The sequence below is a fragment of the Streptomyces sp. NPDC001194 genome, from assembly GCF_042896985.1.
In the GTDB taxonomy this organism is placed as follows: Bacteria; Actinomycetota; Actinomycetes; order Streptomycetales; family Streptomycetaceae; genus Streptomyces.
The window spans coordinates 22158-35553 of record NZ_JBIAXU010000002.1 but is presented as its reverse complement, the minus strand read 5'-3'; the positions used below and the strand labels follow the sequence as shown (position 1 = coordinate 35553).

Below are 13396 nucleotides of genomic sequence, written 5' to 3'. Positions count from 1 at the left end.
GCGCCCGCCCCTTCGCCGTTCCCCCCCCTCGGGAGCCGGCTCGGCTACTTGCCCAGCGAGCTCAGGTCCTGGGCGTACGTGCCCACCGCGTGGGCGATGACGTCCAGGTTGGTGTCGAAGGCCTTCAGGTCCAGGTTCTTCAGGGTGTCGCCCGCCCCGTGGTAGTTCGGGTCGTACGGGGCGCCGGCCGTGCCGCCGTACCGCTTGGCCTGCTCGGCCGTCTTGACGCCCTCGGCGCCGGTGAACGTACCGCCGGCCGGGATGCCGTTCGCGATGAACGGGCCGTAGTCCGAGCGGCCGTCGAAGTCACTGCCCTCGTGGGGCTTGCCCTTCTTGTCGAGGAAGCCGTTGATGAGCGCCTCGATCTGCGCCGAGCCGGCCGGGCCGGCGCCCTCGCCGACCTTGTCCGAGTCATCGCCGTCGTAGACGAACTGGACCGGGTTGGGCGAGGCGATCATGTCGAAGTTCAGGTAGAGCGCGATGTCCTTCTTCTGTCGGTCGGACAGCTGCGCCACGTAGTGCTCGGAGCCCAGCAGGCCGAGTTCCTCTGCCGACCACCAGGCGAAGCGGACCTTGTTCGCGGGTCCCTTGCCCTTCTTGTTGGCTCCCTCGTCCGCGAGCTTGAGGGCGACCTCCAGCAGGCCGGCGGAGCCGGAGCCGTTGTCGTTGATGCCCGGGCCCTCGGGGACCGAGTCCAGGTGGGCGCCGACGGTGACCACGCGGTCGGAGCGGCCGCCCTTCGTCTCCGCGACCACGTTGCGGGTGGTCTTCTTCACGTGCTCCTGGTCCAGGTCCAGGCGTACGGTCACCTCGCCCGCGGCGGCGGCCGCGGCCAGCGCCTCACCGTCGGCGAGGCCGAGCCCGGCGCTCGGGATGATCCCCTCGGCGGGCGAGGAGAACCCGCCCCGGACCGGGGTGGTGCCGCTGTGGTTGTAGACGATCACACCGAGGGCGCCGGCCGCCGCGGCGGCCTTCTGCTTCTCCACGAAGGTGCAGGCACCCCGCTTGACCAGGGCGATCTTCCCCGTGAAGGCCCCGGCCGGGTAGTCGGCGGCGTCACAGCCCGGGGTCTCGTCGACCCGGGCGAGGGCGATCGGGGCGGTCAGGCCGCCGGCCGGGGTGGACTTGGTGAAGGTGAACGCGGCGGTGGCCAGCTCCCGCGGCTGCGCGCCGAGGACGGTGGTCTTCTCCGTCTTCGTGTGCGCCTCGTAGATGTCGAAGTCCTGGTACGCGACCTGGTACCCGGCCTTCTTGAGGGTGTCGTGGACGTAGGCGGCCGAGGCGGCGTGGCCCGGCGTGCCCGCGGCCCGGTTGCCCCCGTTGGCCTCCGCGATCTGCTGGAACTTCGCCAGGTGGCGGTAGGCGCCGCGGGCGGTGACCTCCGACACCAGCTCCCTGGCCAGCCGGCCCTCGCGCGGATGGGCGGCCGCCGGGGTGGCGGCCAGCAGGACGGGTGCGGCGACGGCGGCGGCCGCGAGGGCGGCGAGCGCCGGTATGGACCGGCGGCGGTGGCTGCGACGGTGGCGGAAGGCGCGCACGATGGTTCTCCCCGAGTTCGATATCCGTGAGTGCCCGTCCGGCGAGCGGACGCGACAGACCGGACCGTAACCGGCCGCGACCTGGCAAAACGGGCTTTCGGCGGGGATGCAACACGGCCGCCACGAACGTGTCACGGGGGTTCACACCGGGGACACTGTCCGTTCCTCGGACAATGGATTGGACAAGCCTCGTGGGGTCGAACGCATGATGGCTTCACGCGCGCACGCGTCGTACGGAGCAGAAGGAGTCACCGTGAGGGTCGGAATCGTCGGAGCCACCGGTCAGGTCGGCGCAGTCATGCGCGGCATCCTCGCCGAGCGCAAGTTCCCGGTGGACGAGCTGCGGCTGTTCGCCTCGGCCCGTTCCGCGGGCTCGACCCTCGAGTGGGAGGGCCGGGAGATCACCATCGAGGACGCCTCCACGGCCGACTACACCGGCCTGGACATCGTCCTGTTCTCCGCGGGCGGCGCCACCTCCAAGGCCCTCGCCGAGAAGGTCGCCTCCCAGGGCGCGGTCGTGATCGACAACTCCTCCGCCTGGCGCCGCGACCCCGACGTGCCGCTCGTCGTCTCCGAGGTCAACCCGCACGCGGTCAAGAACCGCCCCAAGGGCATCATCGCGAACCCGAACTGCACCACCATGGCCGCGATGCCGGTGCTGCGTCCGCTGCACGACGAGGCCGGCCTGACCGCGCTGATCGCCACCACCTACCAGGCCGTCTCCGGCTCCGGCGTGGCGGGCGTCGCCGAGCTCGACGGCCAGGTCAAGGCCGTCGCCGGCGAGGCGACCGCGCTCGTGCACGACGGCGAGGCCGTCGCCTTCCCCGAGCCCGGCGTCTACAAGCGCCCGATCGCCTTCAACGTGCTCCCGCTCGCGGGCTCGATCGTCGACGACGGCTCCTTCGAGACCGACGAGGAGCAGAAGCTCCGCAACGAGTCCCGCAAGATCCTGGAGATCCCGGAGCTCAAGGTCTCCGGCACCTGCGTGCGCGTGCCGGTCTTCTCCGGTCACTCCCTCCAGGTCAACGCCCGCTTCGCGAACCCGATCAGCGTGGAGCGCGCGTACGAGCTGCTGAAGGACGCCCCGGGCGTCGAGCTCTCGGAGATCCCGACCCCGCTGCAGGCCGCGGGCAAGGACGCCTCGTACGTGGGCCGCATCCGCGTCGACGAGACGGCCGAGAACGGCCTCGCGCTGTTCCTCTCGAACGACAACCTCCGCAAGGGCGCCGCCCTGAACGCGGTCCAGATCGCCGAGCTGGTCGCCGAAGAGCTCCGCGGCTGACCCCGCTCACGACCGGGGGGCGGCACCGCGCGGGTGCCGCCCCTTTCGTCTTCCCGCCGGCGATCAGGGCCGGCGGACCTCGAAGAGGAAGCAGCCGAACTCGGTCGCGCGGACGTGCACGAGGGCGACCTCCGGGTCGGAGAAGGCCTCCGCCAGCGCCTGCTCCAGCACCGCGTCCGGGTCCTCGCCGAGGGACAGGGCGCTGCCGCCCAGGATGTGGCCCCCGGCGTCGTAGCGGCGGGCCGTGCGCAGCGCCCCGGGCTGGGCGAAGGGGTGGCCGGAGCCCGCGGCCGGGCCGCCGCAGTCGGCGGCGTGGATGAACACCGGGCCCTGTTCGTCGTACGCACCGGGGTCGACGCCCTGCTCGGCCGCCCAGCGGCGCAGCGGCGCGTAGGAGACGAGGGCGATCCGCTCCCCGGGGAGGCTGCGGCGCAGGCAGCAGCGGAGCGGGGCGCCGCCCTCGGGGTCCTCGTACGGCCGGCAGGGCCGGCCTGCGTCGTCACGGGCGCGCAGCCCGGCGAGGGTCGCGGGGGCGACGGGACGTGCGGCGTGGAGCGCCGTTCGGGGCGCGGAATGCGTGGTCATGGGATCCAGAGTGCGCGTCCGGATCCGGTGAAGCTGGCGGAAATCGGACGTCGCGTTTCGCCTGTGGATTACTCAAGGGCGCCCGGTCGGCCCACATGGAAGGATGGCGGGGCAACGTCACCATCAAAGGAGATGACCGCGTGCCTGGCACGAATCTCACCCGTGAAGAGGCTCAGCAGCGGGCGAAGCTGCTCACCGTCGACTCGTACGAGGTCGAACTCGATCTCAGCGGTGCGCAGGAGGGCGGCACGTACCCGTCCGTGACCACCGTGCGGTTCCAGTCGGCCGAGGCCGGCGCCGAGACCTTCATCGACCTGGTCGCGCCGGCCGTGCACGAGGTCGTCCTGAACGGCAAGTCGCTGGACGTGGCCGAGGTCTTCCGGGACTCCCGCATCGCGCTGAACCACCTCGCGGCCGGCGCCAACGAGCTCCGCGTCGTCGCGGACTGCGCCTACACCAACACGGGCGAGGGCCTGCACCGCTTCGTCGACCCGGTCGACGAGCAGGCCTACCTGTACACCCAGTTCGAGGTTCCGGACGCGCGCCGCGTGTTCGCCAGCTTCGAGCAGCCCGACCTGAAGGCGACGTTCCAGTTCACCGTGACGGCCCCCGAGGGCTGGACGGTCATCTCGAACTCCCCGACGCCGGAGGCCGCGGACGTCAAGGACAACGTCTGGCGCTTCGAGCCGACGCCGCGCATCTCCACGTACATCACGGCCCTGATCGCCGGCCCGTACCACTCGGTGCACAGCTCGTACGAGGGCGCGAACGGCCAGTCGGTGCCGCTCGGCATCTACTGCCGCCCGTCACTGGCCGAGTTCCTGGACGCCGAAGCGATCTTCGACGTGACGCGCCAGGGCTTCGACTGGTTCCAGGAGAAGTTCGCGTACGACTACCCGTTCGCCAAGTACGACCAGCTCTTCGTCCCCGAGTTCAACGCGGGCGCGATGGAGAACGCGGGCGCGGTCACCATCCGCGACCAGTACGTCTTCCGCTCGAAGGTCACGGACGCGGCGTACGAGGGCCGCGCCGAGACGATCCTGCACGAGCTCGCGCACATGTGGTTCGGCGACCTGGTCACCATGGAGTGGTGGAACGACCTGTGGCTGAACGAGTCGTTCGCCACCTACACCTCCGTCGCCTGCCAGGCCTCCGCCGAGGGCACGAAGTGGCCGCAGGCGTGGACGACGTTCGCCAACTCGATGAAGACCTGGGCGTACCGGCAGGACCAGCTGCCGTCCACGCACCCGATCATGGCCGACATCCGTGACCTGGACGACGTCCTGGTCAACTTCGACGGCATCACGTACGCCAAGGGCGCCTCGGTGCTCAAGCAGCTCGTCGCCTACGTGGGCACGGACGCCTTCTTCAAGGGCGTGCAGGCGTACTTCAAGGCGCACGCCTTCGGGAACACGCGCCTGTCGGACCTGCTGGGCGCCCTGGAGGAGACCTCGGGCCGCGACCTGACCGCCTGGTCGAAGGCGTGGCTGGAGACCGCGGGCATCAACGTGCTGCGTCCCCGCATCGAGACGGCCGCGGACGGCACGATCACCGCGTTCACGGTCAGCCAGGAGGCCCCGGCGCTGCCCGCGGGCGCGAAGGGCGAGCCGACGCTGCGGCCGCACCGGATCGCGATCGGCCTGTACGACCTGGACGGCGGCAAGCTCGTCCGTACGGACCGGATCGAGCTGGACATCGACGGCGGGCTGACCGAGGTGCCGGAGCTGCTCGGCCGGGCCCGTCCCGCCGTCGTGCTGCTGAACGACGACGACCTGTCGTACGCCAAGGTCCGCCTGGACGAGGTCTCGCTGGCGAACGTCACCGCGCACCTGGGCGACTTCACCGAGTCGCTGCCGCGGGCGCTGTGCTGGGCCTCGGCCTGGGACATGACCCGTGACGGCGAGCTGGCGACGCGCGACTACCTCGCCCTGGTCCTGTCGGGCATCGGCAAGGAGTCGGACATCGGCGTCGTCCAGTCGCTGCACCGGCAGGTGAAGCTGGCCGTCGACCTGTACGCCGACCCGGCGTGGCGCGAGCAGGGCCTGGCGACCTGGACCGAGGCCTCCCTGGAGCACCTGCGCGGCGCCGAGCCGGGCAGCGACCACCAGCTGGCGTGGGCCCGCGCGTTCGCGGCGACGGCCCGCACCGAGGGGCAGCTGACGTACCTGTCCGCGCTGCTGGACGGTGCGGCGGAGATCGAGGGCCTGGTCGTGGACACCGAGCTGCGGTGGGCGTTCCTGGAGCGCCTCGTCGCGACGGGTGTCCTGGGCGACGCGGCCATCGACGCGGAGCTGGAGCGCGACCGTACGGCGGCGGGCGAGCGCCACGCGGCCACGGCACGGGCCGCGCGTCCGACGGCCGAGGCCAAGGCCGAGGCCTGGGCCTCGCTGGTGGAGTCCGCGGACCTGCCCAACGCGGTGCAGGACGCGGTGATCGGCGGCTTCGTCCAGACCGACCAGCGCGAGCTGCTGGCCCCGTACACCGAGAAGTTCTTCGCGGTGGTCAAGGGGATCTGGGACAACCGCAGCCACGAGATCGCCCAGCAGATCGCGGTGGGCCTGTACCCCTCGCTCCAGGTCTCCCCGGAGACCCTGGCCGCGACGGACGCCTGGCTGGCCTCGGCGGAGCCGAACGCGGCCCTGCGCCGCCTGGTCTCGGAGTCCCGCTCGGGCGTGGAGCGCGCCCTGAAGGCCCAGTCCGCGGACGCGGCGTCGGCTTCCTGACCCGCCCCGCAGCCTGACCGTCCGGTGCCCCGGCTCCCGCTCGCGCGGGGCCGGGGCACCGGCTTTCCGGCCGGCGGGCGCGGGGCGCGCTCACGGGGTGCGCCGCGCGGCCACCGTACGCAGGGCGGCCAGTACCCGGGAGACCGCCGGGGCGGCTTCGCCGCCGCTGCGGGTGGCCGCCAGGACGTGGCGGGTGGGCCGGTCGTGGGCCAGGACCCGCACCGCGACCCCCGAGGCGCGGCTCGACACCATGCGGGGGACCAGGGCCACGCCCATCCCGGCCTCGACCATGGCCAGGATCGCGGTCCAGCCGGACGCCGAGTGTGCCTGTTCCGGGACGAAGCCGGCCGCCTCGCAGGCGTTGCGGGCGATCTCCTGCCAGGGGCCGCTGCCGCCGTAGATCCACGGATCGCCGGACAGGTCCGCCAGCCGCAGGGCGGGGGCCGCGGCGAGGGGGTGGTCCGGCGGGAGGGCCACGTCGAGGGGGTCCTCCATCAGCGTGATGCGGGTGAACCGCGGGTCCCGGGCCGTCGGGGCGTGCGCCGCCAGCGAGAGCGCGAGGTCCACGGCCCCGGCCGCCAGCAGTTCGTACGCCTGCGCCGCCTCGGTCTCCCGTACGCGCACCTCCAGCCCCGGGTGGCTGCGCCGCAGCGCCGCCACCGCCGGGACCACCAGCACCGGCACGGCGGTGGAGAACGCCCCGATGCGGACCTCTCCCGCTTCCCCGGCCAGGTACCCGGCCAGTTCGGCGTCCGCCCGCTCAAGCTGCGCGAACACCGCTTCCGCGTGCCGCAGTACGAGGTGCGCCGCGTCCGTGAGCCGGACCCGGCGCCCCTGCGCCTCCAGCAGCGGCACCCCCAGCTGCCGGGCGAGATTGGTCAGCTGCTGCGAGACGGCCGAGGGCGTCATGTGCAGCGCCTCGGCCGTCGCGGTCACGGTCCCCCGGTCGGCCAGGGTCCGCAGGATCCGCAGCTTCTTGATGTCCCACTCGGTCATGGGAGCGAACCTACCGGCGGGCGCTCCCCAGGCCGACGCCGCCGAGGATGAGCGCCATGCAGAGCAGCTCGGCCGGGCTCGTCCGCTCGCCCAGGAGCAGCAGGCCGAGGCCCGCGACGCACACCGGCTGGAGGTAGTAGACGACCCCGGCCCGGGCGGGGCCGATGAGCGAGACCGCCTTGTTCCAGGCGAAGAAGGCGACCGCGGAGGACATGACGCCGACGTACAGGAGCATGCCGCCGGTGCCCGCGGTGACCTCGAAGCCGCCCTGGACGGTGACGGACACGGCGTACGCGGGGGCCAGCATCAGCGCGCCGAGCACGAAGGTGGCGATCAGGAAGGCCGGTCCGCCGAGCTCGGCGGGCTTGCGCTTGAGCAGGGCGCTGTACGTGGCGAAGGACAGGGCCGCGGCGAGCATCCACAGGTCGCCGGCGCCGAAATCGAAGCCGAGCGAGCCGTCCCCGACGAGCAGCAGCACCCCGAACGCGGCGAGCAGCAGCCCAAAGGTCCGGCGGACGCCGAGCCGTTCGCCGCCGAGGCGGGCGTACAGGGCCATGACGACCGGCGAGGCGGCCATGATCATGCCCATGTTGGAGGCGGAGGTGGTCAGTCCGGCCTGGTGCACGAGCGTGTTGTAGAGGGCGACGCCGAACAGCGAGGCGAGGGCGACGAACCCGAGGTGGCGGCGGATCAGCTCCCGCTGCCGCCAGGCCTGGCGGGCCGCGAAGGGGGCGACGGCCAGGGCGGCGATGATCCAGCGCCAGAACACGGCCTGGACGGGCGGGACGGTGTCGGCCATCCCGCGGGTGGCCACGAAGCTGCCGGACCAGACGACCGTCGCGACCAGGGCGAGGAGGAGGCCGAGTCCGGCGGACCCCTTCTTCGTCCGGGTGTCCGGCGTGTGCTGCGCAACGGTACGGACCCTGTCCATGACGGCCACGGTGTATCTCCCCCTGGGGTGCTGGTCTGATCTGCTCTCGTCTGATGCGGCTCTACCGTCGCACCGGTCCATCCGTCAGGTCCATCGAAATGTTTCGATCATTCTTTTCAGGAGAACTGAATGGTTCGGGCTTCGTCCCGGCGGCGAACAGCTGGCCCGCGACCGTGGCCCCGAAGGCGAGCGCCATACCCAGCAGCTGCACGGGCGACAGGGCCTGACCGAGGGCCGCCCAGCCGATGACGGCCGCGGTGAGCGGCGAGAGCGGGCCGAGCAGGGTGACCGAGGTGGCGGTGAGCCGGCCGATCCCGCGGAACCAGAGCCAGTACGCGATACCGGTGTTGATCAGCATCATGTAGCCGTAGCCGAGCAGGGCCTTGCCGTCGAGCGCGGGCGGCGCCCCTTCGACCAGCGCCGCGACGGGGATGATGACCAGCCCGCCCGCGGTGAGCTGCCAGCCGGTCAGGGCCAGTGGGCCGACCCCCTCCGGGCGCCCCCAGCGCTTGGTCATGACCGTGCCCGCGGCCATGGAGGCGGAGGAGATCACACCGGCGACGATGCCGACGAGGTCCAGCCGGGCCGCGGCGGTCAGGACGACCATGCTCACGCCGAACGCCCCCGCGACGGCGGCGAGCACGGTCCGCAGCCGCGCCCGCTCCCCGAGGACCAGGGCGGCGAGTCCGACGACGAACAGCGGCCCGGCCGAGCCGAGGACGGCCGCCACCCCGCCGGGCAGCCGGTACGCGGAGAGGAACAGCAGCGGGAAGAAGGCGCCGATGTTGAGCGTGCCGAGGACGGCGGCCTTCCACCACCAGGCGCCGCTCGGAATTCTGCGGGCGAGGGCGGTGAGCAGCAGCCCGGCGGGCAGGGCCCGCATCACTCCGGTGAACAGGGGCCGGTCGGGCGGGAGCAGTTCGGTGGCGACGGCGTAGGTCGAGCCCCAGGAGATCGGGGCGAGAGCGGTCAGGGCGACGGTGGCGAAACGCTTCACGGCAGTGACTCCCCCAGTAGGCTGCTTACAAGAAAGTAGCTTACTCCTAAGCTACTTTCTGGCAAGCTACTTTCTTGCGAACGATCGGAGGAAGGCCGGATACTGCGGTGCATGACCGAGGCCAACAAGGACAACGCCGGCAGCAGGGCCGTCCCCGCCGACGCCGTCGACGCGATCATCGAGCAGTGGCACGCGGTGCGACCGGACCTGGACGTCGCGCCCATGGCCGTCTTCGGCCGCATCTACCGGATCGCCCGGGCCATGGGGGACGCCGTGGAGCGGGCCTACGCCCCGTACGGGATCTCGCGCGGCGAGTTCGACGTCGTCGCGACGCTGCGGCGCTCCGGCGCCCCGTACACGCTCTCGCCGCGCCAGCTGTCGGCCACGCTCATGCTCACGACGGGCGGTATGACGGGGCGTCTGGACAAGCTGGAGAAGGCCGGACTGCTCGGCCGCAAGCCCGATCCGCACGACCGGCGCGGACTCCAGGTGACGATCACCGACCGCGGGCTCGCCCTCATCGACGAGGCCGTCGCGGCCGGGCTGGAGGTGCAGCACGCCGCACTCAGGGGACTCGGCGAGGAGGAGGCCGCCCTCCTGACGGACCTGCTCCGCAAGCTGATGGCCGAGGTGTAGCGGGGGCCCTCGGCGGTCCGGGAAAGCACGACGGGGCGCCGGGGGTCCGCACCGGAGCCGGGGAGGCTGCGGCCTGCGGACCCCCGGCGCCCCGGAAGCCATGTGGGGACCGACCCGGTCGGGTCAGCCGTTCAGCCTGTTCAGTTGGTGGGCTGCGGCTTGTCCGACTTGTCGAGGACCATCACCAGGCCGGTGATGACCAGGAACAGCACGATCGGCGTGGCCACGTACAGGCCGAGGGTCTGGGCGATGCTCAGACCCGGGCCCGGGTCGTCGCCGTCGTCGCGGGTGACCGCGAGGGCGGGAGACGTCATCAGCAGCATCATCAGCGTCGATCCGGCCGTGACGGCGCCGGCGCGCAGAGCGTTCTTCTTGTCCACGGTGCAAACGTAGCGAACACCTAAACGCGGCGCGCGCCCGGGGGTGCCGTACGGGCACCCGCCCCCTCCCGCACCGCGCTCAGCAGGGCGTTCGCCCGGGGCGAGGCGGCCAGCGCCTCCAGGGTCAGCGGCCGTCCCGCCGAGTCGGCGAGCGGCAGCCGCCAATTGGGGTACTGGTCCCAGGTACCGGGCAGGTTCTGCGGCCGCCGGTCCCCCACCGCGTCGGGCAGCCACACGCCGACCATCCGGGCGGGGGTGCGCAGCAGGAACCCGTACAGGGCCCGTACGGCGGCCTCCTCGCCCTTGGTGTCCAGTCCGAGCCCCTCCAGTACGTCCAGCCACTCGGCGGTGTCGGCGGCGTCCTGGGCGCGCTCCTCCTCGACGGGGCGGGTCAGCAGGCCGAGCCGGTCGCGCAGTTCCACATGGGCGCCGGCCAGCTTGGCGGCGGTGGGCGGGAGGTCGTGGGTGGTGGCGGTGGCCAGGCAGTCGGCGCGCCAGGCCCCGGGGGCGAGCGGCTGCCCGTCGCCCGCCCAGTCGCGTTCGAACCACAGGACCGAGGTGCCGAGCACCCCGCGCCGGGCCAGCTCCGTGCGGACGCGCGGCTCCACCGTCCCGAGGTCCTCGCCGATGACCGGGGCCCCGGCCAGGTGGGCCTCCAGCACCAGGACCGCGAGCATCGCCTCGCCGTCGTACGAGACGTACGTGCCGTCGGCGGGCGGGGCGCCCTCCGGGATCCACCAGAGCCGGAACAGGCCCATGACGTGGTCGATGCGCAGGGCGCCGGCGTAGCGGAACACCCCGCGCAGCAGGGCCCGGAACGGCGCGTAGCCGGTGGCCGCGAGGCGGTCGGGCCGCCACGGCGGCAGGCCCCAGTCCTGGCCGCGCGCGTTGAAGGCGTCGGGCGGGGCACCGACGGAGACGTCCTTCGCGTAGAGGGGCGGGCCGAGGGTGTCCGAGCCCTGGGGGTGCACCCCGACGGCGAGGTCGTGCACGATGCCGACCGGCATCCCGGCCTCTCGGGCGCTCTGCTGGGCGGCGGCGAGCTGGGCGTCGGTCAGCCAGACCAGCCAGCGGTGGAAGTCGGCCCCCCGGCCGTCCCCGGCGCACCAGGCGGCGTGCCGGTCGAGGGCCTCGCCCTGCTCGGCGCGGAACCTGCGGTACGCGGCCTCGCGTTCGCGGGTCTGGGGGACGGCGTACAGCAGCTCGAGCGCCCGGAGCTTCAGCTCCCACACCGCGTCGCGGTCGATCAGCGCCCCCTTGTCGAGGACCTCGCGCCGCAGTTCGGCCCCCTGCTCCGCGAGCGCGGCGAGGGCGTCGCGGTCCGGACAGCCGGCGAACTCGGGGACGTCCTCGATCCGCAGGTGCACGGGGTCGGGGAAGCGGCGCGAGGAGGGCCGGTACGGGGAGGGGTCGGTCGGCGCCCCGGGCACGGCGGCGTGCAACGGGTTGACCTGGATGAACCCGACCCCGTGGGTCCGCCCGGCCCAGCGCGCGAGCGCGGCGAGATCACCGAGGTCCCCCATGCCCCAGGACTGCTCGGAGAGCAGGGAGTACAGCTGCACGAGCACCCCGTGCACCCGTCCGCCCCCGCCGGGTGCCCGCTCCGGGGCCACGATCAGCGTGGCGTCCCCGGTGCGCCCGTCGGGGGTCTCGGCGCACACCCGGTGCACCCCGAGGGGCGGCTCCCCCCGCCCGCCGGGCTCCCAGCCCCCGGCCTCGTCGCCCTCCAGGCGGATCCGCGTTCCGGGAGGGAGCTCGGCCAGCTCCCGGGGCGGCTCCGCCCCGGTCCACCACACCAGCGCCGGCGGCAGCAGCCGGTGCGCGGCCTCGCGCTCGGCCGCGGCCAGGTGCCCCCGTACGGCTTCCGGGGTGTCGCAGTCGACGCCCAGCTGCCTCAGCACGGCGACGACGGTGGCCTCCGGGACCCGGACGGTGACGTCCTCGGCGGGCTGGTAGGTGGTGGCGACGCCGTGCAGGGCCGCGAGCCGGGCGAGGTCGTCCATGTGAGTACCTGTGTCCCTGGGTCTAGTCGCCTGCGGCAGCGGCCGCGGCGGGCGTGGTCGGTTCGCTCGTCAGCGGGGCCTCGTCGGCGAGCGGGGGCTCGCTGGTCAGCGGCGCGTGCGCGGAACCGGCGAGCGGGGGCTCGCTGGTGAGGGGCCCCTCGGCGGGCCCGGCCTGCGCGGGCAGGTGGGCGAGCAGGGGGGTGTGACGGGTGCCGGGTGCGGTGTTCACGGGCGTTGCTCCTTTGTCCGTACCGGGTGTGAGGGTGGGTCAGGGGCCATGGAACACCGCCGGGGAACATGGCAGCCATACCCCGTGGGCTGCGCCGCATTCCTGGCGTATCCAGGTCAGAACCCCCACGGACGCCCAGGACGAACGGCGCGCGCGGCGTCCGGGGCGCGGGGGCCGGGGCGCAGGGTCCGGGGGAAGGGGCGCAGGGTCCGGGAGAACGGGCGCAGGGTCCGGGAGAACGGGCGCAGGGCAGGGCACGCCGGGGAGACGACGGCCCACGACGCCGGGGCTGCCGCTCGGCCGTGCGGCCGCCCGCCAAGGGGCTCGACCCGCCAAGGGGCTCGGCCCGCCGCGGGGCTCGGCCCGCCGCGGGGCACCGGGGCGTCAAAGAGCCGCCCGGGGCGTCAGAGCGCAGCCCCGGGGCCCCCGGGTCGGACGGGGCGGGGACCCGGAGCCGGGTCCCCGCCTGCTACGACGCCGCCGCGCCGATGCGGTTCAGGGCGGCCTCCGCGCCGTACGGCTCCAGGTACGGCATCCAGCGGGGGTCGCGGTGGCCCGTGCCGATGATGCGCCAGGCCAGACCCGACGGCGGAGCCGGCTGGTGGCGCAGGCGCCAGCCCAGCTCCAGCAGGTGCCGGTCCGCCTTGACGTGGTTGCACCGCCGGCACGCGGCGACCACGTTGTCCCACACGTGCTGCCCGCCCCGGCTGCGCGGGATCACGTGGTCGACGCTGGTCGCGACCCCGCCGCAGTACATGCAGCGCCCTCCGTCACGGGCGAACAGTGCGCGGCGGGTGAGTGGAACGGGCCCCCGGTAGGGGACCCGCACGAAGCGCTTGAGCCGGACCACGCTGGGCGCGGGGACGGCTTTCGTCGCGCTGTGCAGAAAGGCGCCGGATTCTTCCAGGGAGACGGCTTTGTTCTCCAGGACGAGGACGAGCGCGCGGCGGAGCGGTACGACGCCGAGCGGCTCGTACGACGCATTGAGGACCAGGACGTGCGGCACGGACTGCCTCCTTGTACGTCGGCGGCGCGTGGCTCGCGCCGGGACGATCTGCTCTCCAGTCTCCCCTTACGGCTGGTCGAAGCGCCACCA

General features: G+C 73.3%; 12 protein-coding genes. 3 read left to right on the top strand and 9 right to left on the bottom strand.

Features of this window, described 5'->3' with window-relative positions; all coding sequences use genetic code 11:
• Window positions 1–44: 44 nt before the first annotated feature.
• Window positions 45–1538: a M28 family metallopeptidase gene (locus ACFY1T_RS04835; protein WP_390786993.1), complete on the bottom strand. Its 1494-nt coding sequence runs from the start codon at window positions 1536–1538 to the stop codon at window positions 45–47.
• 253 nt (window positions 1539–1791) lie between these two features.
• Between ACFY1T_RS04835 and ACFY1T_RS04830 the strand changes: the two genes are divergently transcribed.
• Window positions 1792–2820: an aspartate-semialdehyde dehydrogenase gene (locus ACFY1T_RS04830; protein ID WP_390786992.1), complete on the top strand. Its 1029-nt coding sequence runs from the start codon at window positions 1792–1794 to the stop codon at window positions 2818–2820.
• Between the two features lie 63 nt (window positions 2821–2883).
• Here ACFY1T_RS04830 and ACFY1T_RS04825 read toward each other — a convergent pair whose 3' ends face one another.
• Window positions 2884–3405 (bottom strand): DUF1203 domain-containing protein, encoded by a 522-nt coding sequence (locus ACFY1T_RS04825; protein WP_390786991.1) that lies wholly within the window; start codon window positions 3403–3405, stop codon window positions 2884–2886.
• A 140-nt stretch (window positions 3406–3545) separates the two neighbouring features.
• On the opposite strand from ACFY1T_RS04825, the gene pepN reads away from it, so the two are divergent.
• The gene (gene pepN, locus ACFY1T_RS04820) at window positions 3546–6128 is read left to right on the top strand and encodes an aminopeptidase N (protein WP_390786990.1); all 2583 of its coding nucleotides are present in this window, start codon (window positions 3546–3548) and stop codon (window positions 6126–6128) included.
• Window positions 6129–6218: 90 nt separating this feature from the next.
• Here the strand turns inward: pepN and ACFY1T_RS04815 are convergent, their stop codons facing one another.
• The 3 genes from ACFY1T_RS04815 to ACFY1T_RS04805 form a co-directional block, all read right to left on the bottom strand.
• Window positions 6219–7124, bottom strand: coding sequence for a LysR family transcriptional regulator (locus ACFY1T_RS04815; protein WP_390786989.1), 906 nt, complete (start codon window positions 7122–7124; stop codon window positions 6219–6221).
• A 10-nt stretch (window positions 7125–7134) separates the two neighbouring features.
• A complete protein-coding gene (locus tag ACFY1T_RS04810; RefSeq protein ID WP_390786988.1) occupies window positions 7135–8055 on the bottom strand; it encodes a DMT family transporter in 921 nt (306 codons plus the stop codon).
• 61 nt (window positions 8056–8116) lie between these two features.
• The gene (locus ACFY1T_RS04805; protein WP_390786987.1) at window positions 8117–9052 is read right to left on the bottom strand and encodes an EamA family transporter; all 936 of its coding nucleotides are present in this window, start codon (window positions 9050–9052) and stop codon (window positions 8117–8119) included.
• Window positions 9053–9163: 111 nt separating this feature from the next.
• Here ACFY1T_RS04805 and ACFY1T_RS04800 point away from each other — a divergent pair, with 111 nt between their 5' ends.
• Window positions 9164–9688 carry a MarR family winged helix-turn-helix transcriptional regulator gene (locus ACFY1T_RS04800; RefSeq protein WP_390786986.1) on the top strand — a complete coding sequence of 175 codons (525 nt, stop codon included), beginning with the start codon at window positions 9164–9166 and terminating at the stop codon, window positions 9686–9688.
• A gap of 140 nt (window positions 9689–9828) precedes the next feature.
• Here the strand turns inward: ACFY1T_RS04800 and ACFY1T_RS04795 are convergent, their stop codons facing one another.
• The 4 genes from ACFY1T_RS04795 to ACFY1T_RS04780 all read right to left on the bottom strand — a co-directional run bounded on the left by ACFY1T_RS04795 (window position 9829) and on the right by ACFY1T_RS04780 (window position 13306).
• Window positions 9829–10068 (bottom strand): hypothetical protein, encoded by a 240-nt coding sequence (locus ACFY1T_RS04795; RefSeq protein WP_030862181.1) that lies wholly within the window; start codon window positions 10066–10068, stop codon window positions 9829–9831.
• A gap of 20 nt (window positions 10069–10088) precedes the next feature.
• The gene (locus ACFY1T_RS04790) at window positions 10089–12071 is read right to left on the bottom strand and encodes a 4-alpha-glucanotransferase (RefSeq protein ID WP_390786985.1); all 1983 of its coding nucleotides are present in this window, start codon (window positions 12069–12071) and stop codon (window positions 10089–10091) included.
• 22 nt (window positions 12072–12093) lie between these two features.
• On the bottom strand, window positions 12094–12300 hold the full coding sequence (locus ACFY1T_RS04785) for a hypothetical protein (RefSeq protein WP_037836863.1): 207 nt from the start codon (window positions 12298–12300) through the stop codon (window positions 12094–12096).
• 469 nt (window positions 12301–12769) lie between these two features.
• Window positions 12770–13306 carry an HNH endonuclease gene (locus ACFY1T_RS04780; protein ID WP_030862175.1) on the bottom strand — a complete coding sequence of 179 codons (537 nt, stop codon included), beginning with the start codon at window positions 13304–13306 and terminating at the stop codon, window positions 12770–12772.
• Window positions 13307–13396: the final 90 nt, after the last annotated feature.

Bases quoted from the DNA above. Each gene is read 5' to 3' on its own strand.
- ACFY1T_RS04825 (WP_390786991.1), bottom strand. From the start codon at position 3,405: ATGACCACGCATTCCGCGCCCCGAACGGCGCTCCACGCCGCACGTCCC.
- ACFY1T_RS04815 (WP_390786989.1), bottom strand. From the start codon at position 7,124: ATGACCGAGTGGGACATCAAGAAGCTGCGGATCCTGCGGACCCTGGCC.
- ACFY1T_RS04810 (WP_390786988.1), bottom strand. From the start codon at position 8,055: ATGGACAGGGTCCGTACCGTTGCGCAGCACACGCCGGACACCCGGACG.
- ACFY1T_RS04800 (WP_390786986.1), top strand. From the start codon at position 9,164: ATGACCGAGGCCAACAAGGACAACGCCGGCAGCAGGGCCGTCCCCGCC.
- ACFY1T_RS04790 (WP_390786985.1), bottom strand. From the start codon at position 12,071: ATGGACGACCTCGCCCGGCTCGCGGCCCTGCACGGCGTCGCCACCACC.